This window comes from Allobosea sp. GW822-FHT03F07, assembly GCF_058801345.1.
The window spans coordinates 79,777-102,307 of record NZ_JBXAND010000001.1; the positions used below are offsets into that span (position 1 = coordinate 79,777).

The 22,531-nt window shown below is 68.6% G+C and carries 23 protein-coding genes; 10 read left to right on the forward strand and 13 right to left on the reverse strand.

Features of this window, described 5'->3' with window-relative positions:
- Position 1 precedes the first annotated feature (1 nt).
- Entirely contained in the window at positions 2-715 is a 714-nt protein-coding gene (locus AC1RMY_RS00415; RefSeq protein ID WP_492861964.1) for an AprI/Inh family metalloprotease inhibitor, read from the reverse strand.
- A 210-nt stretch (positions 716-925) separates the two neighbouring features.
- Here AC1RMY_RS00415 and AC1RMY_RS00420 point away from each other — a divergent pair, with 210 nt between their 5' ends.
- A complete protein-coding gene (locus tag AC1RMY_RS00420) occupies positions 926-1,324 on the forward strand; it encodes a RidA family protein (protein WP_492861965.1) in 399 nt (132 codons plus the stop codon).
- A gap of 167 nt (positions 1,325-1,491) precedes the next feature.
- Here the strand turns inward: AC1RMY_RS00420 and acs are convergent, their stop codons facing one another.
- Positions 1,492-3,444, reverse strand: a complete 1,953-nt coding sequence (gene acs / locus AC1RMY_RS00425; protein ID WP_492861966.1) for an acetate--CoA ligase — start codon at positions 3,442-3,444, stop codon at positions 1,492-1,494.
- 254 nt (positions 3,445-3,698) lie between these two features.
- On the opposite strand from acs, the gene AC1RMY_RS00430 reads away from it, so the two are divergent.
- Positions 3,699-4,832, forward strand: coding sequence for a T6SS phospholipase effector Tle1-like catalytic domain-containing protein (locus AC1RMY_RS00430; RefSeq protein WP_492861967.1), 1,134 nt, complete (start codon positions 3,699-3,701; stop codon positions 4,830-4,832).
- 19 nt (positions 4,833-4,851) lie between these two features.
- Here AC1RMY_RS00430 and AC1RMY_RS00435 read toward each other — a convergent pair whose 3' ends face one another.
- The 4 genes from AC1RMY_RS00435 to tsaD form a co-directional block, all read right to left on the reverse strand.
- Complete coding sequence (locus AC1RMY_RS00435; protein ID WP_492861968.1) at positions 4,852-5,259, reverse strand: EVE domain-containing protein; 408 nt, start codon at positions 5,257-5,259, stop codon at positions 4,852-4,854.
- A 69-nt stretch (positions 5,260-5,328) separates the two neighbouring features.
- Positions 5,329-5,664, reverse strand: coding sequence for a hypothetical protein (locus AC1RMY_RS00440; protein WP_492861969.1), 336 nt, complete (start codon positions 5,662-5,664; stop codon positions 5,329-5,331).
- Between the two features lie 12 nt (positions 5,665-5,676).
- A complete protein-coding gene (locus AC1RMY_RS00445; protein WP_492861970.1) occupies positions 5,677-6,675 on the reverse strand; it encodes an NAD(P)H-dependent glycerol-3-phosphate dehydrogenase in 999 nt (332 codons plus the stop codon).
- Positions 6,672-7,745 carry a tRNA (adenosine(37)-N6)-threonylcarbamoyltransferase complex transferase subunit TsaD gene (gene tsaD / locus AC1RMY_RS00450; RefSeq protein ID WP_492861971.1) on the reverse strand — a complete coding sequence of 358 codons (1,074 nt, stop codon included), beginning with the start codon at positions 7,743-7,745 and terminating at the stop codon, positions 6,672-6,674. The genes AC1RMY_RS00445 and tsaD overlap by 4 nt, the downstream gene beginning before the upstream one ends.
- Before the next feature lie 314 nt (positions 7,746-8,059).
- Here tsaD and AC1RMY_RS00455 point away from each other — a divergent pair, with 314 nt between their 5' ends.
- The 4 genes from AC1RMY_RS00455 to rpoH all read left to right on the forward strand — a co-directional run bounded on the left by AC1RMY_RS00455 (position 8,060) and on the right by rpoH (position 14,025).
- Complete coding sequence (locus AC1RMY_RS00455; protein WP_492861972.1) at positions 8,060-10,084, forward strand: uroporphyrinogen-III synthase; 2,025 nt, start codon at positions 8,060-8,062, stop codon at positions 10,082-10,084.
- 16 nt (positions 10,085-10,100) lie between these two features.
- Positions 10,101-11,804 (forward strand): heme biosynthesis protein HemY, encoded by a 1,704-nt coding sequence (locus tag AC1RMY_RS00460; protein WP_492861973.1) that lies wholly within the window; start codon positions 10,101-10,103, stop codon positions 11,802-11,804.
- A 64-nt stretch (positions 11,805-11,868) separates the two neighbouring features.
- Positions 11,869-12,912, forward strand: a complete 1,044-nt coding sequence (locus AC1RMY_RS00465) for an RluA family pseudouridine synthase (protein ID WP_492861974.1) — start codon at positions 11,869-11,871, stop codon at positions 12,910-12,912.
- Positions 12,913-13,128: 216 nt separating this feature from the next.
- The gene (gene rpoH, locus AC1RMY_RS00470) at positions 13,129-14,025 is read left to right on the forward strand and encodes an RNA polymerase sigma factor RpoH (protein ID WP_492861975.1); all 897 of its coding nucleotides are present in this window, start codon (positions 13,129-13,131) and stop codon (positions 14,023-14,025) included.
- A gap of 80 nt (positions 14,026-14,105) precedes the next feature.
- Here the strand turns inward: rpoH and AC1RMY_RS00475 are convergent, their stop codons facing one another.
- Entirely contained in the window at positions 14,106-15,158 is a 1,053-nt protein-coding gene (locus tag AC1RMY_RS00475) for a DUF2125 domain-containing protein (protein WP_492861976.1), read from the reverse strand.
- A 199-nt stretch (positions 15,159-15,357) separates the two neighbouring features.
- Between AC1RMY_RS00475 and AC1RMY_RS00480 the strand changes: the two genes are divergently transcribed.
- Complete coding sequence (locus tag AC1RMY_RS00480) at positions 15,358-15,918, forward strand: gamma-glutamylcyclotransferase (RefSeq protein ID WP_492861977.1); 561 nt, start codon at positions 15,358-15,360, stop codon at positions 15,916-15,918.
- A gap of 4 nt (positions 15,919-15,922) precedes the next feature.
- On the opposite strand, the gene AC1RMY_RS00485 is transcribed toward AC1RMY_RS00480, so the two are convergent.
- From AC1RMY_RS00485 to AC1RMY_RS00505, 5 genes are all read right to left on the reverse strand, one after another.
- Positions 15,923-16,357 carry a hypothetical protein gene (locus AC1RMY_RS00485; RefSeq protein ID WP_492861978.1) on the reverse strand — a complete coding sequence of 145 codons (435 nt, stop codon included), beginning with the start codon at positions 16,355-16,357 and terminating at the stop codon, positions 15,923-15,925.
- A gap of 124 nt (positions 16,358-16,481) precedes the next feature.
- Positions 16,482-17,243 (reverse strand): lysophospholipid acyltransferase family protein, encoded by a 762-nt coding sequence (locus AC1RMY_RS00490; protein WP_492861979.1) that lies wholly within the window; start codon positions 17,241-17,243, stop codon positions 16,482-16,484.
- Positions 17,244-17,293: 50 nt separating this feature from the next.
- Complete coding sequence (locus AC1RMY_RS00495; protein ID WP_492861980.1) at positions 17,294-18,106, reverse strand: YdcF family protein; 813 nt, start codon at positions 18,104-18,106, stop codon at positions 17,294-17,296.
- Between the two features lie 133 nt (positions 18,107-18,239).
- A complete protein-coding gene (locus AC1RMY_RS00500) occupies positions 18,240-19,208 on the reverse strand; it encodes a cell division protein FtsX (protein WP_492861981.1) in 969 nt (322 codons plus the stop codon).
- Positions 19,195-19,818, reverse strand: a complete 624-nt coding sequence (locus tag AC1RMY_RS00505; RefSeq protein WP_492863527.1) for a cell division ATP-binding protein FtsE — start codon at positions 19,816-19,818, stop codon at positions 19,195-19,197. The genes AC1RMY_RS00500 and AC1RMY_RS00505 overlap by 14 nt, the downstream gene beginning before the upstream one ends.
- Before the next feature lie 258 nt (positions 19,819-20,076).
- On the opposite strand from AC1RMY_RS00505, the gene AC1RMY_RS00510 reads away from it, so the two are divergent.
- From AC1RMY_RS00510 to AC1RMY_RS00520, 3 genes are all read left to right on the forward strand, one after another.
- The gene (locus AC1RMY_RS00510; RefSeq protein WP_492861982.1) at positions 20,077-20,850 is read left to right on the forward strand and encodes a zinc-ribbon domain-containing protein; all 774 of its coding nucleotides are present in this window, start codon (positions 20,077-20,079) and stop codon (positions 20,848-20,850) included.
- Positions 20,851-20,995: 145 nt separating this feature from the next.
- Positions 20,996-21,556, forward strand: a complete 561-nt coding sequence (gene hpt, locus AC1RMY_RS00515) for a hypoxanthine phosphoribosyltransferase (protein WP_492861983.1) — start codon at positions 20,996-20,998, stop codon at positions 21,554-21,556.
- A 4-nt stretch (positions 21,557-21,560) separates the two neighbouring features.
- Positions 21,561-21,935, forward strand: a complete 375-nt coding sequence (locus AC1RMY_RS00520) for a response regulator (protein ID WP_492861984.1) — start codon at positions 21,561-21,563, stop codon at positions 21,933-21,935.
- 15 nt (positions 21,936-21,950) lie between these two features.
- On the opposite strand, the gene AC1RMY_RS00525 is transcribed toward AC1RMY_RS00520, so the two are convergent.
- Positions 21,951-22,451, reverse strand: coding sequence for a TspO/MBR family protein (locus tag AC1RMY_RS00525; protein WP_492861985.1), 501 nt, complete (start codon positions 22,449-22,451; stop codon positions 21,951-21,953).
- Positions 22,452-22,531: the final 80 nt, after the last annotated feature.

Here is a 22,531-nt window from a genome sequence, read left to right on the forward strand (position 1 = left end):
TTCAGCGGCTGAGGCTCAGTCCGGCGCCCGATTTGGTGATGGCACCGTCCATCGAGCCGCCGCCGCTGCTGCGCAGCCGCGCCACCACGGTGCCGCCCTGCTGGTACAGATAGACCTCGCCGTCGCGATAATCCCAGGCGGTGACCTTCTGGAGGTCGCGATTGGCGCAACCTGCGGCATTCGCGCGGTAGAGGTCCAGTGCGGGCGAGCTCGAAAGCTGCACCTTGCACGAGCTGCCGGTGGCCTCCTTGGCGGTCCAGCTGCCGATGACGCCATCGCGTGAGGACACGGTGGGGCGGGTCGGGCTCGAACCCGAGCCGAGCGTGGCGATCTGGCCGCTCCCGCCGCGCAGTGTCGGGACTTCGCCGGGCTGAGGCGCTGCGGTTGCCGGCGTCTGCTGCGGCATGCCCGGAGCGGAGGGGCTGTAATACGGGTCCTGCGGCGGCGGCAATGCGCCCGGCTGGGCCGAAGCGGCGGGGTAGCTGCCAGGCTGCCCGCCGGCGGCCGGATAGCCGCCCGGGGGCGGCAGCGGCTCGGAGGTGACCGGCGCGGAGCTGATCGGCGGCGCAGGCTGCAGGCTCGGCTGGCCATAGGCGGAGCCCGGGCCCGGACCGCCGACGAAGCGCTGCGAACCGGCGCAGGCGGTGAGCGCCAGCAACGGCAGCAGGCCGGCGGCTTTCAGGGTCATGGCCATGGTCGCGGTCTTCTTGGTCATGCGGCGTCGGTTCCGATCGGTCATGCAGTGTGGGCCTGAGACGTGGGGCCCGATTGCGTTTGGATTCTAGACGATTTCCGTGAACGTGACATGAGCATGATCGCGGCTCGCGTCCATACGGCACTCGACTTCGCTTGCGAACCCGGCGCGCGCGATCTGGTTCCGGGCAAAGCCTCGGGGCATAGTCGCTCTTCCTCGCAGGAGATGCCGATGACGCTTCCAACCTTGACGCCGCTCGCCCCGGCTTCGATCGCAAGACCCTTCGCGCGCTACAGCCATGGCATGGCGGTGCCGGCGGGATACCGGCTGGTCGCCTGCTCGGGTCAACTCGGCGTCGCCGCCGACGGCACGATCCCCGAGGATGCGCGCGCCCAGGCCGATCTCTGCTTTTCCAACATCGCCGCGATCCTGGCCGAGGCAGACATGAAGCTCGCCGACATCGTCAGGCTCAACGCCTACGTCACCGACCGGGCCCATATGAAGGGCTATATGGAATCGCGCGACGCGCATGTCGCGACACCGCCGCCCGCCTCGACGCTGATGATCGTCTCCGGCTTCACGCTGCCGGCCTTCAAGGTCGAGATCGAGGTGATCGCGGCGGCGCCGTGAGTCCCTGGACCACCTGATCTCCTGAACCTCCACGTCATCCCGGACGCAGCGAAGCGGAGATCCGGGATCCATCGGAGGGTGCTGCGCTCTACGATGGATCCCGGGTCAAGCCCGGGATGACGGTGTGGTTCTGAGCCAGGACGACGTTCGCACTGGCCCCGAGCGCCTCAGCCCGCCTTGCGCTTGTTCTGGCGGTTCTCGATCAGGTCGTCGACGACGGCGGGATCGGCCAGGGTCGAGGTGTCGCCGAGTGCGCCGAACTCGTCCTCGGCGATCTTGCGCAGGATGCGGCGCATGATCTTGCCCGAGCGCGTCTTGGGCAGGCCGGGCGCGAACTGGATCAGGTCCGGCGAAGCGATCGGCCCGATCTCCTTGCGGACATAGGCGACGAGATCCTTGCGCAGCGCCTCGCTCGGCTTCTCGCCGCTCATCAGCGTGACATAGGCGTAGATGCCCTGGCCCTTGATGTCGTGGGGATAGCCGACGACGGCCGCCTCCGAGACGGACGGATGCGCGACCAGCGCCGATTCGACCTCGGCCGTACCCATGCGATGGCCGGAGACGTTGATCACGTCATCGACGCGGCCGGTGATCCAGTAATAGCCGTCGGCATCGCGCCGGCAGCCGTCGCCGGTGAAGTACTTGTTCGGATAGGTCGCGAAATAGGTTTCCTCGAAGCGCTTGTGGTCGCCATAGACCGTGCGCATCTGGCCGGGCCAGCTCTCGGCGATGACGAGGTTGCCCTCGCAGGCGCCTTCCAGAATCTTGCCCTCGGCATCGACGATCTCCGGCTTGACGCCGAAGAAGGGCCGCGTAGCCGAGCCGGGCTTGAGCTTGGTCGCGCCCGGCAGCGGCGTGATCAGGATGCCGCCGGTCTCGGTCTGCCACCAGGTGTCGACGATCGGCGCGCGGCGGTCGCCGACGACGCGGTGATACCATTCCCAGGCTTCCGGATTGATCGGCTCGCCGACCGAGCCGAGCAGGCGCAGCGACTTGCGCTTGGTCTTCTTGACCGGCTCCTCGCCGGCGCCCATCAGCGAGCGGATCGCGGTCGGGGCGGTGTAGAAGGTGTTGACCTTGTGCTTGTCGATGACCTCCCAGAAGCGCGAGATCGTCGGATAGGTCGGGATGCCCTCGAACATCAGCGTGGTCGCGCCGTTGGCGAGCGGCCCGTACAGAATGTAGCTGTGGCCGGTCACCCAGCCGACATCGGCCGTGCACCAGTAGATGTCGCCGTCATGGTAGTCGAAGACATATTGGTGGGTGATCGAGGTGTAGACGAGATAACCTGCGGTGGTGTGCAGGACGCCTTTGGGCTTACCCGTAGAGCCCGAGGTGTAGAGCAGGAAGAGCGGGTCTTCCGCCTTCATCTCGACGGGCGGGCAATGGCCGGAAACCTTGGCGGCCTCGTCGTGATACCAGACGTCGCGGCCGTCCTGCATGGTGACCTGCCCGCCGGTGCGCTTGACGACGATGACCGTGCCGATGCCGCCCTTCACCTTGGCGTCGGCGGCGTCGACATTCTTCTTCAGCGGCACCGAGCGACCGCCGCGCAGGCCCTCATCGGCGGTGATGACGATCTTGGAATCGGAATCCTCGATGCGGCTCGCCAGCGAATCCGGGGAGAAGCCGCCGAAGACGACCGAATGGATCGCGCCGATGCGGGCGCAGGCCAGCATGGCGTAGGCGGCCTCCGGGATCATCGGCAGGTAGATGGTGACGCGGTCGCCCTTCTTGACGCCCTTGGCCTTGAGCACGTTCGCGAACTTGCAGACCTCGGTGTAGAGCTGCCCGTAGGAGATCTTCTTGGATTCGGAGGGGTCGTCGCCTTCCCAGATGATCGCGGTCTGCTTGGCGCGCGTCGCAACATGCCGATCGACGCAGTTATAGGCGACGTTGGTGGTGCCGTCCTCGAACCACTTGATGGAGACCTTGCCGGGCTTGTAGCTGGCGTTGCGGACCTTGGTGTAGGGCTTGAACCAGTCGATCCGCTTGCCCTGCTCGCCCCAGAATTTGTCGGGGTCCTTGATCGAGGCCGCATACATCTTCTTGTACTTGGCGTCGTTCAGCCAGGCCTTCTTGGCCCAGGCGGCGGGCACGTCATAGATGATCTCGGTCATATCAGGCGTCTCCCCAGACTTGGGCCGTCCCCTTCCGGGGCGTCTGCTTGGTGTTTTCTGAAGCCGGCCTGCATGGCGGCGTGCTGCAGTCGGCGCCCTTGGAATTGCGCGCATCATACGGAGGGAATGGCGCGCGGCAAGCCGCCGGGCATCGCACTTTCGTGGCAGAACGACAGTCCCTCGCGCGCACTCGGGTGCCATCAATCCCCGGCCTGTTCGACCTTATGCTAGGATGCCGGCGCTGGAGGGCGGGCATGGCGCGCAACATCTGCATCTTCTCGGACGGCACCGGCCAGGCCGGCGGCGCCAACCCGATCAACTGGACCAACATCTACCGCCTGTTCATGGCGACACGCGAGATCGCCCCCCAGGGCCAGATCTGTTTCTACGATCCGGGGCTCGGCGCCAATCCGGATGCGGGCGAACAGCGCAGCCTGTTCCGCCGCTTCAAGGACACGCTCGCCCAGGCCACGGGCTACGGCATCACCGACAACATTATCGATTGCTACGCCGCGCTGCTGGTCAGCCATGAGCCGGGAGATCGCATCTTGCTGTTCGGCTTCAGTCGGGGTGCCTATACGGTTCGCAGCCTTGGCGGTGTGCTCGGCCTTTGCGGCGTGCCGACCGGCCTGCCGAAGGTCACGAACTGGGGCGATTTCGCCGCTGCCATCGTCGATCCCGTCGTGCGCAAGCTCGCGACGCAGGCCGTTAGCGATGTCTACATGGTCAAGGACGCGACCGAGCGGACGCGCGCGGCCGAGGCCTTCCGACAGGAACACCGCTCGAGCCCGAGCCCGCCCTTCTTCGTCGGTGTCTGGGACACGGTCCGCGCGCTCGGCCTGCCGGCGATCGGCAGCCTGCCGGGGCGGCACAAATTCCACGATCCCGTCCTCAACCCACGTGTCCCCCATGGCCGCCAGGCCCTGGCGATCGACGAGAATCGCGAAGTTTTTGCGCCCGAACTCTGGGACGAGACGCAGGCGCCTCCGGGGCAGATCAAGCAGGTCTGGTTCTCCGGCGTCCATACCGATATCGGCGGCGGCTACGGGCTGCAGATGGGGCTGTCGGACCTGACGCTGTCCTGGATGATCGAGGAGGCTCGCGCGACGGCGCATCAGCTCGAGGTCGAGCCCTGGCTGCTCGCCGAATTGCGGCCCGATCCGCACGGCCTGCAGCACGACGAGCGGGCAACCTCCTGGCTTCCCTGGCGAGAGGGGACGCGGGAGCATTTCGTCGGGAACCGCTTCCAGCCGCTGCCGGCGGCGATGGCGACGGCCGTCGAGCCGCGCCTCAAGGCAGCGGCGGTTCCGATCTTGAAGACGACAGCGCCCTATCGACCGCGCGCCTTGCGGGTGCACCCGCCCTTCGCGTCCTACTACCGGAGCTGACGGGCAGCGCCGTCCGGCTTCAGAGCCCGCCCATCTTGCAGACGATGTCCCATTCTTCGTCGGTCACGGGCTGGACGGAGAGCCGGAAGGAGGTCACCAGTGACATCTTGGCGAGCTTGGGCTCGGCCTTGACCTGCGCCAGGCTCACCGGTTTCGGCAGCGGCTTCACCGCCTTGAAATCGACCAGCACCCAAGGCTCGCCCGGGATCCAGTTATAGGCTTCCTTGATGACCTCGACGATGCCGACAACTTCGAGGCCCTCGTTGGAATGGTAGAAGAAGACCTGCTCGCCCTGCTTCATCGCCATCAGGTTGAGCTTGGCGGTGTGGTTCTTGACGCCGTCCCAATGCGTGCCCTTCTCGCCCGCGGCGACCTGCTGCTCCCAGGACCATTTCGAGGGTTCGGATTTGACGAGCCAGTGAGCCATGGAATTCTCTAGGATAGAGGGGCGGATGATGTCGGTGGGATAGCCAATTCGCGCGAGGCTGCCTATCGGTTATCCGGCGCCGGTTTCGTCCTCGGCCTGCGGCAGCGGCGGCTTCGAGGCCTCGGGGCCCTGCTCGTTCCAGAAGCGCACCATCTCGCGGGTCAGGGCGGCATAGTCCTTGGGCTCAAGTTCGACGCGGACCTCGGCCTCGCCGAAAGGCAGGATCAGCACGAAGCGATGCGTGCCCTCGGCGCGGCGACGGCGATGCTGGATCACCGGGCCGGCGATGCGCCCGGCCAGCGGCACGGGCTGGCTCTCGGCGACGAGCTCCGAGCCTGTCGTCTTGCGCACTTCGGCAATGCCGCGCGCCACACGCTTCGTCAGGTCGGACCAGTCGCCTGCCATCGTCGTCTTCCTCTACAATTCAGCCTTGAGCGGACGGGCGAGCAGGCCCGCGACCGCATCGCGCACGCGGCTCTCGCCGGCGATGATGGCCGACACCGCTTCCGCGATCGGCATCTCGACATGGCGTGCCCGGGCCATCTGTGCCAGGACGGAAGCGGTGAAGGCCCCTTCCGCGAGCTTGCCGCCGGTGGCTTCCGCCACTGTTCGACCCTGTCCCAACGCCAATCCGAAGGCGAAGTTGCGCGACTGCGGTGAGGCGCAGCTCAGCACGACGTCGCCCAGTCCCGACAGCCCCATCAGCGTCTCGCCCTGCGCGCCGTGAGCTTCGCCGAAGCGACGCAGCTCGGCGAAGCCGCGCGCCACCAATGCCGCGCGCGCGCTTTCGCCATAGCCCAGCCCGATCGCGATGCCCGCCGCGATGGCGAGCACGTTCTTGGCCGCGCCCCCGATCTCGACACCGCGCGGATCGACGCTGTGATAGATGCGGAAGGCCGGCGAACTCAGCGCCTCGGCCAGGGCCGGCGCCAGGTCGGGGTCCTCGGCGGCCAGCGTCACCGCTGTCGGCAGGCCCTGCCCGATATCGGCTGCGAAGCTCGGACCCGACAGGATCGCCGGCAGCGCGCCCGGAAAGGCCTCTGCGATGACCTGCGTGGTGAACAGCCCGGTCTTCTGCTCGATGCCCTTGGCCGCCGAGATCACCGGCTTGCCGGCAGGCAGGGCGCGCGCCAGCCCTTCGCAGACCTCGCGCAGGCTCTGTGTCGGCACCGTCACGAGGAGGGCGTCGACCGCGCCGAGCGCCGCCAGCGACGCCGTCGGCTCCACCGTCTCGGGCAGCTTCACCCCCGGAAGTCGCGGAGCCTCGCGGGTCCGGGCAATCGCCGCGACCGTCGCCGCGTCGCGGGCCCAGAGCAGAACCGTGCGGCCGGCGCGCGCCGCTGCGAGGGCCAGCGCCGCGCCATAGGCGCCTGCGCCGACGACGCCGATCCTGCCGATGTCGCTGGTCCCGGTCATCCGGCGGCGCTGTTCGCAACCGGCGCCGCACCCCGCGGCCTGAGCTCGTCGAGCGGCCAGCGCGGTCGGGCAAGCGCGCTCATGTCGTCGACCATGCCGAGGCGCAGCCGCTCCAGCCCGGCCCAGGCGATCATCGCGCCATTGTCGCCGCAGAGCGCCTGCGGCGGCGCGACCATCGGTAGGCCGGCCTCCGTGGCGAGCCGGGTCAGCCCGCGCCGGATCGGCTGGTTGGCGGCGACGCCGCCGGCCACCACCAGCGTCGTCGGCGCGATGCCGGCCGCATTGCAGGCGCGCAGGCCCGCCCGGGTGCGGTCGACCAGCACATCGACGACGGCGGCCTGAAAGGAGGCGCAGAGATCGGCGACGTCTCGGTCCGAAAGCGGCGCGATGCGCTCCGCTACCAGCCGCACCGCGGTCTTGAGGCCCGACAGCGAGAAGTCGGGATTGGGCCTGCCCTGCATCGGGCGCGGGAAGTCGAAGCGCTCGGGGTCGCCCTTCGCCGCCTCGCGCTCGACCGACGGGCCGCCGGGATAGGGCAGCCCGAGCATCTTGGCGATCTTGTCGAAGGCCTCGCCGACGGCATCGTCGATGGTGCCGCCGAGCTTCAGGTAGTCGCCGACGCCGCGCACGGCGAGAAGTTGGGTGTGCCCGCCCGAGACCAGCAGCAGCAGGTAGGGGAAGGACAGATTGTCGGTCAGCCGCGCCGTCAGGGCATGGGCCTCAAGATGGTTGATGGCGATGAAGGGGCGGCCCGTCACCAGCGCGATCGCCTTGGCGGTGGTCAGTCCGACCATGACGCCGCCGACGAGGCCGGGGCCGGCCGCGGCCGCGACCGCGTCGATCTCGCCGGGCTTCACGCCGGCGGTCTCGAAGGCGCGCTCGACGATGCGGTCGATCGCCTCGACATGGGCGCGTGCGGCGATCTCCGGGACGACGCCGCCATAGGCCGCATGCGCCGCGATCTGGCTCAGCACCTCGTTCGACAGGATCCTGGTCTCGCCGGAGCGCTCGACCGACACGATGGCGGCCGCGGTCTCGTCACAGGTCGTTTCTATCCCCAGAACACGCATGATCGATCGACTAGGTCTCGGGAAAGTGTGGAGGGGGCAATGCCGGCGGATGATCGCCCGGCGATCGCGCGCCGGGACTTACCCCGTATAGTGTGCGAGCGCACAGAAGGCCAAGGGGCTCGGCGGCGGCCAGCCGCGTCGGGAACCCGGACGTGGATCCGCGACTTTGACAAGCTGTGCCCTGGGCGACGACTGTCGTGTCGGCACGCCAAGCGCAAGCACCGGCTTGCACGTTGCGGCGGCACGCGGAATTGATGCGCCGAGGGCCTGACACAAGGCCCGGGCGACGAGGGTGGACGGCGAGAGGAGACCGCATGCGCATTTTCGTGTTCCGCCCGCCGGCCGAGGCCGAGCGCACCGCCGCCGCGATCCGTGCGCACGGACATGAGCCGGTGCTGGCGCCGCTGTTTACGGTTTCGCGGCTGCCGGAGCCGGCACCCGAGGGACCTTTCGCCGCGATCGCGTTGACCAGCGGCAATGCCGTGCCCGCGCTGGCCGAGCTGCCGCCGGCCTGGCAGGACCTGCCCGTCTTCGCTGTCGGCGGGCGCACCGCGGGCAAGGTGCGCGAGGCCGGATACGAGGATGCGCGCAGCGCCGACGGCAATCGCGACGACATGGTCGCCCTGATCCGCGACAATCTGAAGGCGCCGGCGCGGCTGCTGCTGATCGTCGGGCGCGACCGCCATGAGGATGTCGCGGACAAGCTCGCGGCCGCCGGCTTCGAGGTCGCGACCTGGGTCGCCTATGCGGCGGAAGCGATCGCTGCTTTCCCGACGCCGGCGCAGGAGGCCCTGCGTCAGGGCGGTGTCGATGGCGCCCTGCATTATTCGGCGCGCGGCGTGCGGACCTGCCTGGAGCTGGCTCGCGAGGCCGGTGTGATCGAGCCGCTGCTCGATCTGACCCACGTCGCTCTCTCGGCGGATGTCGCTGGGCCGCTGATCTCGGCGGGGGCGAGCACGGTTCTGGTTGCCGAGTATCCCGAGGAGGCCGCCCTGCTCGCTGCGCTGGACCAAGTGTCCGCTCGCAATCGCGCAGGCGGGGATGTTACAGAAGGAGTGGTTGCGCCCAATGGCGTCGAGACGGACAAGGACGCGATGAACGATCCCGTGACGCCGAGCGCCACTCCTGACGGCAAATCCGATCTTGGCGACAAGTCCGACGCTGGCGACAAGGCCGGCAACAAGCAGCGCAGTCTGTCAGGCCGGACGCCGCCGACGATCGAATTGACGGCGCAGGACACCGGTGCGGCAGATGCCAAGCCGGAAGCCGCGTCGCTGGGCGAGGCCGAGGTCGCGCCCGAGGCGGTGCTGCCGACGGAGGCGCTGCCGCAGGAATTCAAGGGCCCGACCAGCATGGGACCCGCTCCCGGCGAGGAACCGGCGGCGGTCGCAGCGCCCCCGCCCGAGCCCGCCGGATCACGCCTGCCGGCGCTCGCTTTGGCCGGCCTCGTCGGCGGCGTGGTCGGAGCGGGCATGGTCCTGCTGGCGATGAGCCGTATGACGCCGTCCTTCGTGCCTGAGCAGATCGCCGCGTTGCAAGGCCGTCTCGATGCGTTGCAGAGCGCGGCGACCGAACTCGACCGCAAGGCCGCGGCGGCCTCCGAGGCCGCCGCCAAGGCCGGTGCGGCCGCCCAGGCGGCGGCGGCTCGCGCCAGCGAGGTCGCCGCAGCCCAGGCTCCCGACGCGGCTGCGATCGCCGGGCTGAACGCCCAGGCGCAGCGCGCGGAGGCCGCTGCCGGCACCGCCCGCCAGATGCTCGAACAGGCCTCGGCGCGGATCGGCAATGTCGAGTCCCTGGCCAAGGCGGCGGCCGCGCCGAGCCCGCAGGCGCTCGCCGCCGCGCGCATCGTGCTGGCCGAGCGCGTCCAGTCGGCGCTGGCCTCCGGCCAGCCTTTCGCCGGCGACGTCGTGGCGCTGGCCAAGGGCGGGGGTTCCGCCGAGCAGCTCGCCGCGCTGAATGCGGTGGCGGCCAGCGGCGCGCCGACGAAGGAAGTGCTGCTGTCGCAACTGCGAACCCATCGGGCGATGTTCGCGCGGGAGCTGATGCCGGCTTCGGCCGGCTGGCAGGATCGATTGCTCGGACTGGCTAGCCGTATCGTGAGCATCCGCCCGGTCGGCGACACCGGCGCGAACGATCCCGCGACGCTGCCGATGCGGCTCGAAAACGCGGTTGCGAAGAGCGACATCGTCGCGGCCGCTGCCTTGTGGGCACAATTGCCCGAGCCGGCGCGCCGGGCCAGCGCCGATTTCGGGCAGTCCCTGCAGAAGCGGGCGGCGGCGGATGCGGCGATTGCGAAAATCGCGCAGGATGCAGTGGCTGCGCTCGGCGCGGCCGGCTGACGGAGGATAGGGGTTCATGGTTCGCGTACTGCTCTATCTTGCCGTCTTTGCGGCGCTTGCTGTCGGCGCCGTCTGGCTGGCCGACCGGCCGGGCGAGGTTTCCGTGCTCTGGCAGGGCTACCGGATCGAGACCAGCGTCGCGATTGCAGCGATCGGCGTGGTCGTGCTCGCCATGCTGGCCATGCTGGCCTGGGCCCTCGTGCGCTTCGTCCTGGGGTTGCCGGGCGCATTCAGCTTCGCCTCGCGTGCGAGGCGCCGGGCGCGCGGCTTCGAGGCGGTGTCGCGCGGCATGGTCGCGATCGGCGCAGGCGATCCGATCGCGGCGGGCCGCCATGCCGTGGATGCGCGCCGTTATGCCGGCGACGAGCCCTTGACGCTGCTGCTGGAGGCGCAGGCCGCCCAGCTCTCGGGGGATCGCGGCCGGGCGGAAGCCGCCTTCAAGACCATGCTCGACAAGCCGGAGACCCGCGTGCTCGGCCTGCGCGGGTTGTTCGTCGAGGCCAAGCGCCGGGGCGACATGGCGGCTGCGCGCGCTTTTGCCGACGATGCGGTGCGGCGCTCGCCCTCGCTGGCCTGGGCCAATGACGCGCTGCTCGATTTCCACACCAATGCCGGCGACTGGCAGGCGGCCCGCACCGCCGTCGAGCGCCGTGCGGCGCTGCGCCTCGCCGAGAAGGCCGAGGCCAAGCGGCAGCGGGCGGTTCTGCTCGCGGCCGAAGCGCTGGACGCACGCGGCAGCGAGCCGGAAAAGGCGCTGGCGGCGGCGCTCGAGGCGGTCAAGCTGGCGCCCGGCCTGACGCCGGCGGCTGCCCTTGCCGGGCGGATGCTGGCCGAGCGCGGCGACGTCCGCAAGGCGGTCAAGCTGCTGGAGGCCGCCTGGAAAGAGGTCTCGCATCCCGACATCGCCGCGGCCTATCTCGATGTCCGACCCGGCGACAGCGCGCAGGACAGGCTGGCGCGGGCGACGACGCTGGCGAAGCTGCGGCCGTCCGATCCGGAAGGCGTTCTCGCACTGGCGGGCGCCGCGATCCATGCCCGCGACTTCCAGAAGGCGCGCGAATCACTGAAGCCGCTTCTGGCCGGCGGCGCCTCGGTGCGCGCCTGCCTGCTGATGGCCGAGCTCGAGGAGGCCGAGCACGGTGCGGCAGGCCGCGTCCGCGAATGGTTGTCGCGGGCGACGCGCGCACCGCGCGATGCCGCCTGGGTCGCCGATGGGCTGGTCTCCGACAGCTGGATGCCGGTCTCGCCGATCTCGGGGCGGCTCGACGCCTTCGTCTGGACGGTGCCGCCGGCGACGCTCGGTAGCCATGCTCCGGCGCTCGACGACGTTTTGGCGGATCTCGACGATTCGACGCCGCTGATCGAAGCCAGGGCCGAGACGGTCGAGCCGGAGCCGGTCGTGACGGCGGTGGTCGCTCCGCCTCCGCCGCCGCCTGCGCCCGCACCGGTCGTGGAACAGCCGAAGCAGGAGGCCCAGGTCACTGCCGCGCCGGTGCCAGAGCCCGCGCCGAAGCCAACCCCTGGCGCTGCCCCCGCGCCCGCCGAGGAGCCGAAATCGGCGCCGAAGAAGGTCGCGGCCGAGCCCGTCGCGGCAGCCGCCCCACTCGACGGTCGCCTCAAGCCGGTGATCTTCCCGGTCGCGCATGCGCCCGATGATCCCGGCCCCGACGAGGTGCCGCCGGTCGAGGACAAGAAGAGCAAGTTCCGGCTGTTCGGCTGAGACAGCCGGCGGCCCGACGCGAAAAGGCGTGCGGCTGGGCGCTGCCCAGCCTATAGCGTGCGTCATGACATCCGAAACGAACGTCGAAGCGGCGCCGGCAGAGACCGGCGTCACCTTGCATGTCACGGCCGAGCAGGCGGGCGAACGGCTCGACAAGGCGCTGGCCATGCTGGCGGGCGAGATCTCGCGGGCGCGGCTGCAGCAGGTCATCAAGGAGGGCGGCGTCCGGCTCAACGGCGTGGTCGCGACCGACGGCAAGCGCAAGGTCGTCGAGGGCGATGAGATTGCGCTGGTCATGCCCGCGGCGAAGCCGCCCGATCCCATCGGCCAGGACATTCCGCTCGATGTCGTCTATGAGGACGACGACCTGATCGTCATCGACAAGCCGGCCGGGCTCGTGGTCCATCCCGCCGGCGGACATGAGGACGGCACGCTGGTCAATGCGCTGATCGCCCATTGCGGGATGAGCCTTTCGGGCATCGGCGGCGTCCGCAGGCCGGGCATCGTGCATCGGCTCGACAAGGATACGAGTGGGCTGCTCGTCGTCGCCAAGAACGACCGCGCGCATCAAAAGCTCGCCAAGCAGTTCGCGGACCATGGCCGCACCGGGCCGCTGCAGCGCGCCTATCTCGCCATCGTCTGGGGCGCGCCGCGTTTGCGCGAGGGCACGATCGACGCTCCGATCGAGCGCTCGAACCGCAACCGCGAGAAGATGGCGGTGGTGAAGGAAGGCCGTGGCCGCGAGGCGATCACGCATATCACGCTGGTCGAGCGCTATCCGCCGCTGCTGAAGGGGCTTGACGAAGCCGAACCGCTGGCGAGCCTGGTCGAGTGCCGGCTCGAAACGGGGCGCACACACCAGATCCGCGTGCATATGAGCCATATCGGCCATCCGCTGCTCGGGGACCAGCTCTACGGCTCGGGTTTCGCGACCAAGGCCGGCCGCCTGCCGGAGCAGGCGCGAGAGGCTCTGACCACGCTCGGGCGGCAGGCGCTGCATGCGGCGGTGCTGGGTTTCGAGCATCCCGTCACCGGCGAGGAGATGCTGTTCGAGTCCGATCCGCCGGCAGATTTTGCAAATCTGCAAGCAGCGCTCGCGAGTCTGTGAGGCAATCTGGCTTCGCCGCCACCTTTCCGCCAAGCTCCCTTGGCATATACTGGAGGTCGGATGCGGATGGCCAAGGGGGCGCCGCAAAATGACCGGACCGGCCCGAACCCTCGAAGGGTTTCCCGCGTTGAATCCGATCATGACATCCGAGCCTGCGCGAAGGTTGATCGCGCGGTGGGTCTGCCGCGAAGCGGGGGCCCGACAAGGAGAACGAGCATGGCGAGTGCTTCGCTGCCCGTCCTGTCCGCTGAAGGCGGACTTTCACGTTACCTCGACGAAATCCGCAAGTTTCCGATGCTGGAGCCGAACGAGGAGTTCATGCTGGCCAAGCGTTGGCGCGAGCATGGCGACCGCGATGCGGCGCACAAGCTCGTGACCTCTCACCTGCGGCTCGTCGCCAAGATCGCCATGGGCTATCGCGGCTACGGCCTGCCAATCGGCGAGGTCGTGTCCGAAGGCAATGTCGGCCTGATGCAGGCCGTCAAGCGCTTCGAGCCCGACAAGGGTTTCCGCCTCGCCACCTACGCGATGTGGTGGATCAAGGCGTCGATTCAAGAGTACATTCTGCGGTCATGGTCGCTGGTGAAGATGGGCACCACGGCCAACCAGAAGAAGCTGTTCTTCAACCTGCGCAAGGCCAAGAGCAAGATTTCGGCGCTTGGCGAGGGCGATCTGCGCCCCGAGCAGGTGAAGCAGATCGCGACCAAGCTCGGCGTCAACGAGCAGGACGTCGTCGACATGAACCGCCGGCTCGGCGGAGACGCTTCGCTGAACACGCCGCTGCGCGAGGACGGCGAGGGCGAATGGCAGGACTGGCTGGTCGACGACAGCGAGAGCCAGGAGCGGCGGCTCGCCGATACGGAGGAGGCAGACAACCGCCATTCGGCTCTGCGTGAGGCGCTGGAAGTGCTGAACCCGCGCGAGCGGCGCATCTTCGAGGCACGCCGCCTGGCCGACGACCCGATCACGCTCGAACAGCTCTCCGAGGAGTTCGGCGTGTCGCGCGAGCGTGTCCGGCAGATCGAGGTCCGGGCCTTCGAGAAGGTGCAGGACGCAGTCAAGAAGGCGCTGGTGCGGATCGAGTCGCCGCGCGCGGCTTTGCCGGCGGCCTGACGGCTTTCAACTGGTGAAGAGATTCAGGGGCGCGGTTTCCGCGCCCCTTTTTCGTCCACCGTTGAGGCCCGTTGCCGCTTTCAATACAGCGCCGGCAGCGGCTGCAACGGCAGGCGGATCGGGCCGAGATAGACGCGGCCTTCGCGCAGCACGATCGGCGGCAGGGCGTTGAGGCCGGGTGCCACGCCCGGCAGTTGCGCGCTCAAACGGCCCCCCAGCAAGCCGCCGAGTCCGGCCGCGATGCCGCCCACGGGAATACCGGCGATCTGCCGGATGCCGGCGAGCGAGGCCTGGACCTGCCCGGCCGGGCGATGAGTCTGATCGATCAGGAACTGGCCGGTCGCCTCGATCCGGGCCGTTCCCTTGACCGAAACCCATTTGGTGACGTCGATCTGGCCGCCGGCCATGCGCCAGGCTTCGAGCGCGTCCGGGTTGAGACCGATGCGGAAAGCCTCGCTCCGGGTCAGAGTCGCCTGGATGTCGACATCGCCGGGCTCGGTGGTGCCGAGCAGCGCATCGAGCGCGGGCAGGACCGAACCCTTGGCGGTGATGGCGAGATCGACGGCCTGGTCGGCAGCCGGCCGGGTCGGGCTGCGGCGCAGATGTGCTTCCAGCGCCGTCGCCTGCCAGGTCTCGGGGCTGAGACCCGGCGCGGTGAGGCTGGCGCTGGGGCCGGTCAGCACCAGCGAGACGCGCTCCGGATCGCCGGCGCTGTGCGTCAGGCTGGCCTCGAGCCGCGTCCAGCCGAGATCGAGCTTGCGCCCTTCCGGCAGCGTCGCCTGCAGCGGGCCGGTGATCTGCGCGATGACGAGGTTGGGGGTATAGATCTGCCCGACGGCGAGCGCCGGCCCGGTCTGTACGCGCACGGCCTCGCCCCAGCGGGCGGAGGTGAGCGCCAAGGCGCCGCAGCGGAGTTCGACGCGGAAAGGGAAGCCGGTGACCGTGCGATCCGCGCAGGTCCAGCTTCGCCCGAGTCCGGCTTCCTTCGCCAGCGCCGTATCGACGGCATCGATCACCCGGCCACGGACCACGAACCAGAACCCCGTCCAGCCCGCGACGAGCAAGGCGAGCAGGACGAAGGGGGCGTAGAGCCAGAAGCGGCTGCTGCGTCGCCCGGAAGTGGTAGCGGTCATGCGGTGGCGATCCATTGCTCTCAGGTTGCCGCATTGCGCGAAAAACCGGTTCCCAGTTTTTCGCGCAATGCTGTATGGCCGGGAGATTGTTAGCTCCCGCAGGATGCGGGCGCCAGCCGAGGGGATGGCGCAGGCGACCCCGAACATCAAGCAGGCCGGCGGGGCCAAATTATGGGCCGTGCGGTTATTTGGGAGCGACATGACCACGCATTTCGGCGCCACGGAGCTCTGGGTCTTCGGTTACGGCTCGCTGATCTGGCGGCCCGGCTTCGATTTTGAGGAGAGTGTCCCGGCGCGGCTGCATGGCTATCACCGCTCGCTGTGCATTTTCTCGCATGTCCATCGCGGCACGCCAGAGCGGCCTGGCCTCGTGCTCGGGCTCGATCGCGGCGGCGTCTGCCGGGGACTCGCCTTCCGGGTGGCGGCGAAGAAGGCGCAGGAGACGGTCGATTATCTGCGCGCCCGCGAGCAGGCGACGGCGGTCTATCTCGAACGCCAGATGCCGGTCAGGCTGGAGGACGGCCGCAACGTCACGGCGCTGGTCTATGTCGCCGACCGCAAGCACCTGCAATATGCCGGGCGCCTGCCGCGCGAGCAGCAGCTCGAACTGGTCCGCCATGGCCGCGGCAGCTCGGGCGAGAATCCGGACTATGTGCTGCTCACCGACGAGCATCTGCGCAAGATGGGCATCTTCGATCCGGTTCTGGCCGGGCTGGCGCAGGCGCTCGCGCCGGGCGCGGCACCGCGCCCGAAGCATTAGAACCTCACACCTCGGGCATCAGGTCGAGCAGTGCGGCGCGGCGGCTGATACCGTCCTCGGCCAGGAGATGGACGTGGATTTCGCTGGCGCCCGCCTGCGCCACCGCTTGCTGCCAGCGCGTCAGCGCAGCCTCGATGCCGAACGGGCCGCTGTCACGGGCCGCCAGGATGTGCCTGTCCGCGGAGACCGCCAGCAGCACCGCATCGATGAAGCCGAGCGCATGGTCGTCGCCGATGGCGAAGACCGAGGCGACATAGCGCCGGCCCGAGCGTCCGCGCCAGGCGGTGAAGCGGCGCTCGCCCAGCCCGGCGGTGCTGCGCATCGGCAGTTCGCGCGCGGCCGGCGCCGGCTCGTTCTCGATCGACAGAGGCTGTGTGAAGAGATCGGTCTGGTACGAGGCGATGTGGTGGTCGTGGCGTCGATAGGCGAGGGCAGCCATATCGTTCCTCCTTTGTTCTTAAAACAAAATGAGAACGAAACGGCCCTGAGTCAAGGCCGCGCCGTCAGGCTCGGTCAGGCGGGGATCGGCCCTGCTGCCGTCGCATGTCAGGAGTCTTCGGGCGTCAGGCCTTGGCCAGCGGGTCGAGACCCAGCTTCGCCAGTTCGGCGCGGCCCTGGGCGAGCAGCCGGTCGCTCGCCGTCTCGATGGTGTCCTGCAGGCGCGCCTGGAACGCGACCTTGTCCATTCCGGGTGCGATTGGCGGCAGGATCTCGAGGCGGATCGTTCCGGGCCGGCGCAGGAACTTGCGGCGCGGCCAGTAGAGCCCGGAATTGAGCGCGATCGGCAGGCAGGGCAGGTTCAGCTCGGCGTAAAGATGGGCAACGCCGAACTTGTAGGCCGGTGGCGCGCCGGCCGGGCGGCGGGTGCCTTCGGGGAAGATCAGGAGCTGACGGCCATTGTCGCGCAGCTCGATCTTGGCGCGGCGGGTGACCTGGGCGAGCGCGCGGGCCCTGCCGCCGCGATCGACCGGGATCATCCTGAATTTGTGCAGGCACCAGCCGAAGAACGGGATCCAGGTCAGCTCGCGCTTGAGGATGAAGATGGGGTCCTCGAAGAGCGTCATCATCACGAAGGTCTCCCAGAAGGACTGGTGCTTCGCTGCGACGATCATCCCGCCTGCGGGGATGTTCTGGCGTCCGGTGATCTCGTAGCTCGTCCCGGCGACGACCCGCATCAGCCAGAGCGCCGTATGAGCCCAGGCGACCGTTACGGCGAGCAGGGCGCGTCTTGGCAGCAGCAGCGCCGGAAAGGCCCCGAAGACCAGCCAGAGGGCGAGGTTCACGTAGAACAGGAGGTTGAAGACAAGAGAGCGCAGGATCAGCATGGCGCGCAAAGAGCTTGCGGCCCCGCCGCCGTCAAGCGGCGAGGCAGGATTCAGCCGTCCTGCCGGTTGTTTTTCGCCTCGCTGCGTCTTTCCTGCTCTGGCCCCATCAACTCGGCGGGCTTGGCGGAGACGGGCTTGCGGCCGCCGATGATGATCGAAAGCCGCGAGGTCTCCGGGTCGCTTTCGACGGTGCTGCGCAGGCGGGCTGCGAGATATTTGGCGTATTCGGGCATGAGCACCTTCATCGTGCTCCAGCGGTTCCACCAGCCGCCGATGTCGATCTGGTCGGTGACCACAGGGTGCGGCACAAGGCGGATATTGGGCATCGCATGCGCGAACTCGGCGATCGTGCGGGGCATGTGGTAGTTCGAGGTCACGACCAGGAGCGAGCGGAAGCCATGCTTGCGCTGCCAGCGGCGCGCCTCGATGGCGTTGCCGATGGTGTTGCGGGCGCGATAGTCGAGATCGACGCAGCAGGCCAGGAGCTCGCGGGCCGAGGGGTTGAGCTTGGCCAATTCCTCGCGGCTCGTCTTTTCGTTGACGCCTGATATCAGCAGGCGCGAGCCTCTGTCCGCGCCGAGCAGGCCGATAGCATCGCCGATGCGTTGCGAACCGCCGGTGACGACGACGATGGCGTCCGTGCGCGGCACCGCGACGGGTTCGCGGCCAGCGATGGCGGAAGCGAAGCGGACATAGCCGAAACCAAGCGCAGAGCCCGCGACGACAAGCAACACAACAGCAGCCTGCAACGCGATGCGCCAGAAACGCACACGCCATCCGGCGGCGTCAGCTGCCGGGCTTGGGCTACCTGCGACATAGGCCAGCCGCTCGCGTGCCAGTTGCTCGTGCCTGGTACCGATCATCGCCATGGTATCGCCAAGCTAAGATGGCAATCGGGCATAACGACGGCAAAACGGGCACAACTGGCGCTGCATCCTTGCCGCGCATTGATGAAAAGCGTCGGCAGCCTCTCGAATCCACCTGTGTCGATCGACATCAGGCTGCCCCCCCGGCCAGCACGCGCAGATAATGCCTGACGGTGAAGCGCGAGACGAGCCCCGAGATCGCCGCCACGACCACCGCCACGAGAATGACCGCGACATAGCCTGACCAGCCGATCTCGAAGGCTCCGAACATGGCCTGGAGCTGCTCGGCTTCGGGCGCTGCGCTCCAGCGCGAGGACAGCCAGCCGAGCAGGACGATGACGACGATCGCCGCCAGCCCGCCGACCGCTCCGCCTCTGAGGCCCAATCTGACGAAACGGCTCTGGAACTCGCGCGCGATGAAGGCGTCGTCGGCGCCGACGAGATGCAGGACCTCGACGCTGTCGCGGCTACCGGCCATGGCGCCGCGCGTGGCGAAGGCGACCGCCAGCGCCGCTGCCGTCAGGACCAGCAGCACGATCGCCGCGCCGGACATGATAATGGTGCTCGCCATGGTCGAGAGCCTGCGGACCCAGAGGCGGTGGTCGTCGAGGGTCGCGGTTGGAACCTCGCGCCGCAACGCCGCCCCGAATGCAGCAAGATCCGGGCCGGCGCCCGACCTGAGCTTAAGCACGATCAGGCGCGGCACCGGCAATTCGACGAGATCCAGCCCCGCGCCGAGCCAGGGTTCGAGCAACTTGTCGGATTCCCTCCTCGGCACGGCGCGCACGGCTTCGATGCCGTCGACGGCCCGGGCCATGGCCACGGCGCGGGTGATGTCGGCTTCGATGTCGCGGCGCGAATCCGGCCTGATCTGGATCGTCATCTCGTTGGCGACGGCACCGCGCCACTGCTCGGAGGCGCGCGCGGCGAGAACGGCGGCGCCCGCGCTCAGCGCGGCCAGGAAGGTCAGGATCGCGATCACCGCCATCAGCGCACGGCCCGCCACCGTATCGACGGGCACCAGCGGCTGGTCGCGCCGCAGATTGCTCGGCAGTGCCCGCTCCTCGCGATCATGGTTGCGGGGGTCAGGCATCGACATGGAGATGGCCGTCGGCGAGGACGAGGCGCGGCGCGTCGTAGAGTTCCATCAGGGCCAGATCATGCGTCGCGATCACCACCGCCGTGCCAAGCGACTGCAGCTCCATGAACAGGCGCAGCAGGCGCCGGCCGAGCGCGGGATCGACATTGCCGGTGGGTTCGTCCGCGAGCAGAAGCTCCGGCCGTCCGATCAGCGCACGGGCGATAGCGGCCCGCTGCTTCTCACCGCCCGACAGCACCGGTGGGACGGCATGCATACGCTCGCCCAGGCCGACCCAGCGCAGCAGTTCGACGACTTCGGCGCGATAGCTCGTCTCCTCCTTGCCGAGCACGCGCAGCGGCAGCGAGACATTCTCGTAAACTGTCAGGTGGTCGAGCAGGCGAAAGTCCTGGAAGACCACGCCCATGCGGCGGCGAAACGCGGTCAGCGTCGCCGCATCGAGGCGCGAGACGTCCTGGCCGAACAGGTTGACGAGCCCGCGCGTCGGCTGCAGCGCCATCAGCACGAGGCGCATCAGGGTCGTCTTGCCGGCGCCCGACGGCCCGGTGAGATACTGGAACGACCGCGGCGCGATGCTGAAGTTGATGTCCTTCAGCACCTCCGGGCCCATGCCATATCGCAGGCCGACATTTTCGAACCGAACCAAACCCCGTGTCCTCGCCCAGCGTTCCCGGCAAAGGCCGCGAATCTCTGCGGCCGATCCTACACCTCTTGCGCGGCCTCGCGGAAAGCGGGCGCGAGGGCGAGCATGGGGGAGAGTTCTTCACGCGGCGTTAACCATGATCACGGCCAATTGGGGATGCGTCCGCGGCAGCGGCGCCGAATACTCGAAGCCCCGGCATCGCACGAGGAGCCGCCGACCGACGCCATGCTGATCGTTTGCCCATCCTGCGCCAGCCGCTACGAACTTGACGGAGCTAAGCTCGGCCCGGACGGCCGCAAGGTCCGTTGCGCCAGTTGCCAGACCCTGTGGCACGTCGCGCCCGAGCCGGAATTGCCGGAGGTGCCGAGCGCCGAGGAGACGCAGGCGCTGCTCAACGAGGAGCTGGAGCAAGCGGCGGCGATTGAGGCGCAGGTGTCGGCGCTCGCCGCCGAGCAGGCCGTCGCCCCGCGGGACGAGCCGCCCGTTCGGACCAGGCGCAGCGCGGGCCGGGCTACAAAGAAGAAGCCGACGAAGAGCGCGAAGGCTCGGCTCCAGGCGGTTTCGCCGCCCGTCGCAATCTCCCTGGCGGGACTTGCCCTGCTCGGGCTCCTGCTCTGGCAGCGCGATCATGCCGTGCGTGCGGCACCCCAGCTCGCTTCCGCCTTCGAGATGCTTGGATTCCCGGTCAATATCCGCGGGCTCAAACTGAGCGCGGTCGAAAGCGGCCTGGTCGAGGACATGGCCGGCCGCTTCCTCGTCGTCGAGGGCGACGTCACCAACATCGCGAAGGGCAACACCAGGGTTCCGCCGATCGAGGTCGCGGTGAAGGATGCCGTCGGCCAGACGCTCTATAGCTGGAAGACCGACCCGCCGCGCAACGAGCTGCAGCCGGCGGAGCTGATGCGTTTCCGGGCCCGATTGGCGGCGCCGCCTGCGGCTGGGCAATCGGTTCTGGTGCGCTTTGCGAGCGCTGCGCCGGCTGTGGCAAGTGGGCATTAGCCATCGCGCTGCGGCTAGGGCGCATGGCCCTATCCACACAGGCTTCGGCGCTTTACATCTCCTGACACGGTCATTGCATGAACCGCGCTCGCGCCCGGCCCAGACGAGGAGGGGCGGCGACGCAGCGCGAAAGGACGACGAAACTATGTCTGAGCCACGGCGCATCAGGGTGCTATTCGACGAGGCAGCCATCGCACGCCGCAATGAGGAAATGGCGGAGGCCATCGCCGCGACCGCGCCGCCGGACCTGCTGGTCGTCGCGGTGCTTAAGGGCAGCTTCATGTTCGTCGCCGACCTGATTCGCGCCATGCATCGCGCCGGCATGTCGCCGCAGGTCGAGTTCGTGCATCTGTCGAGCTACCGCGCGGCGACGGTTTCCTCCGGCCAGGTCGAGATCCTCAGGGATGTGCAGAGCGACGTCCGCGGGCGCGAGGTGCTGCTGGTCGACGACATCCTCGAATCGGGCCGGACGCTGACCTTCGCCAAGGATCTGCTGGCGGCGCGCGGGGCCTCGAAGGTCTCGACCGTCGTGCTGCTTGAGAAACCGGGCAAGCGGGCGGTGAATCTGACGCCGGACTATGTCGGCTTCGAATGCCCCGACTATTTCGTCGTCGGCTACGGCATGGATGTCGCCCATTCCTACCGGCAATTGCCCTATGTCGGCGTCGTCGAGACGGCCGATCAGGCCGGGCTTCCCGGGATCTGAACAGATGTCGCGCATTCTGGTCGTCGATGACGAGGAGCCGCTACGGACACTGGTGGCACGCGGCCTGACCATGGACGGGCATAGCTGCATGACCGCGTCCGACGGCGCCGAGGCGCTCGACGTGCTGATGGCGGAGAATGGCCGCTTCGACCTGCTCCTCACCGATATCCGGATGCCCCTGATGGACGGGATCGCACTGGCGCTAGCCGCCAAGCAGGCCTTCCCCGATCTTACGATCATGCTGATGACCGGCTATGCCGAGCAGCGCGAGCGTGCCCGCAGCCTCGACGCCATCGTCTCGGAGGTTATGACCAAGCCCTTCACCATTGCCGAGCTGCGGGCGACGGTGATGAACGTGATCGAGCGTTCGATCGGCTGATGGAAGGCAGCTGATCTAGCGGTTCAGCCACCAGATCGAGACGTTGAGCAGGGTCGCGAAAGAGACCCAGGCGGCATAGGGCCAGAGCAGCCAGGCCGAAATCCGGTCGATGCGGCCGAAGGCCGCGATCGTGGCGAGAATCGTCCCTAGCAGCGGCAGGATGACGAGGATGCCGCCCAGCGGGCTGTTCAGCCCGAAGAACACGCAGGACCAGAGCAGGTTGAGCGCGAGCTGGACGTGGTAGGCCGTGAGGGCCCAGCGCTTCTCCACCTTATGCCTCAGGATACGGAAGACGGCATAGGCCATCATCGCGAAGAGGGTCGTCCAGACCGGCGCGAAGATCCAGTTCGGCGGGTTGAAGGGTGGCTTGGCGAGCCCGGCATACCAGCCCGGGATCTGCCGCACCGTCGTGGCACTACCGATCACCGACGCCAGGATCACGGGCACAACCGCGATCAGGACATCCGGCCAGAGCGGCCGGCGGGGAGAGGCTGAGTCGGGAATGGCGCTGTTCATGAGCGGATGATGGGGGCCGGTTGCAGGCAGGACAAGGTCGCGGCCTTGCGTCCGCACTGCACCATGCTCCAGATGGCATT

Excerpts from the sequence above, each read along its gene's own strand:
- AC1RMY_RS00480 (WP_492861977.1), top strand. The coding sequence starts at position 15,358 with ATGACCACGCATTTCGGCGCCACGGAGCTCTGGGTCTTCGGTTACGGC.
- acs (WP_492861966.1), bottom strand. The coding sequence starts at position 3,444 with ATGACCGAGATCATCTATGACGTGCCCGCCGCCTGGGCCAAGAAGGCC.
- AC1RMY_RS00510 (WP_492861982.1), top strand. The coding sequence starts at position 20,077 with ATGCTGATCGTTTGCCCATCCTGCGCCAGCCGCTACGAACTTGACGGA.
- AC1RMY_RS00455 (WP_492861972.1), top strand. The coding sequence starts at position 8,060 with ATGCGCATTTTCGTGTTCCGCCCGCCGGCCGAGGCCGAGCGCACCGCC.
- rpoH (WP_492861975.1), top strand. The coding sequence starts at position 13,129 with ATGGCGAGTGCTTCGCTGCCCGTCCTGTCCGCTGAAGGCGGACTTTCA.
- AC1RMY_RS00520 (WP_492861984.1), top strand. The coding sequence starts at position 21,561 with ATGTCGCGCATTCTGGTCGTCGATGACGAGGAGCCGCTACGGACACTG.
- AC1RMY_RS00505 (WP_492863527.1), bottom strand. The coding sequence starts at position 19,818 with ATGGGCCCGGAGGTGCTGAAGGACATCAACTTCAGCATCGCGCCGCGG.
- AC1RMY_RS00435 (WP_492861968.1), bottom strand. The coding sequence starts at position 5,259 with ATGGCTCACTGGCTCGTCAAATCCGAACCCTCGAAATGGTCCTGGGAG.
- hpt (WP_492861983.1), top strand. The coding sequence starts at position 20,996 with ATGTCTGAGCCACGGCGCATCAGGGTGCTATTCGACGAGGCAGCCATC.
- AC1RMY_RS00525 (WP_492861985.1), bottom strand. The coding sequence starts at position 22,451 with ATGAACAGCGCCATTCCCGACTCAGCCTCTCCCCGCCGGCCGCTCTGG.
- AC1RMY_RS00420 (WP_492861965.1), top strand. The coding sequence starts at position 926 with ATGACGCTTCCAACCTTGACGCCGCTCGCCCCGGCTTCGATCGCAAGA.
- AC1RMY_RS00465 (WP_492861974.1), top strand. The coding sequence starts at position 11,869 with ATGACATCCGAAACGAACGTCGAAGCGGCGCCGGCAGAGACCGGCGTC.
- AC1RMY_RS00500 (WP_492861981.1), bottom strand. The coding sequence starts at position 19,208 with ATGTCGATGCCTGACCCCCGCAACCATGATCGCGAGGAGCGGGCACTG.
- AC1RMY_RS00475 (WP_492861976.1), bottom strand. The coding sequence starts at position 15,158 with ATGACCGCTACCACTTCCGGGCGACGCAGCAGCCGCTTCTGGCTCTAC.
- AC1RMY_RS00495 (WP_492861980.1), bottom strand. The coding sequence starts at position 18,106 with ATGATCGGTACCAGGCACGAGCAACTGGCACGCGAGCGGCTGGCCTAT.
- tsaD (WP_492861971.1), bottom strand. The coding sequence starts at position 7,745 with ATGCGTGTTCTGGGGATAGAAACGACCTGTGACGAGACCGCGGCCGCC.
- AC1RMY_RS00445 (WP_492861970.1), bottom strand. The coding sequence starts at position 6,675 with ATGACCGGGACCAGCGACATCGGCAGGATCGGCGTCGTCGGCGCAGGC.
- AC1RMY_RS00415 (WP_492861964.1), bottom strand. The coding sequence starts at position 715 with ATGACCAAGAAGACCGCGACCATGGCCATGACCCTGAAAGCCGCCGGC.
- AC1RMY_RS00440 (WP_492861969.1), bottom strand. The coding sequence starts at position 5,664 with ATGGCAGGCGACTGGTCCGACCTGACGAAGCGTGTGGCGCGCGGCATT.
- AC1RMY_RS00485 (WP_492861978.1), bottom strand. The coding sequence starts at position 16,357 with ATGGCTGCCCTCGCCTATCGACGCCACGACCACCACATCGCCTCGTAC.
- AC1RMY_RS00460 (WP_492861973.1), top strand. The coding sequence starts at position 10,101 with ATGGTTCGCGTACTGCTCTATCTTGCCGTCTTTGCGGCGCTTGCTGTC.
- AC1RMY_RS00490 (WP_492861979.1), bottom strand. The coding sequence starts at position 17,243 with ATGCTGATCCTGCGCTCTCTTGTCTTCAACCTCCTGTTCTACGTGAAC.
- AC1RMY_RS00430 (WP_492861967.1), top strand. The coding sequence starts at position 3,699 with ATGGCGCGCAACATCTGCATCTTCTCGGACGGCACCGGCCAGGCCGGC.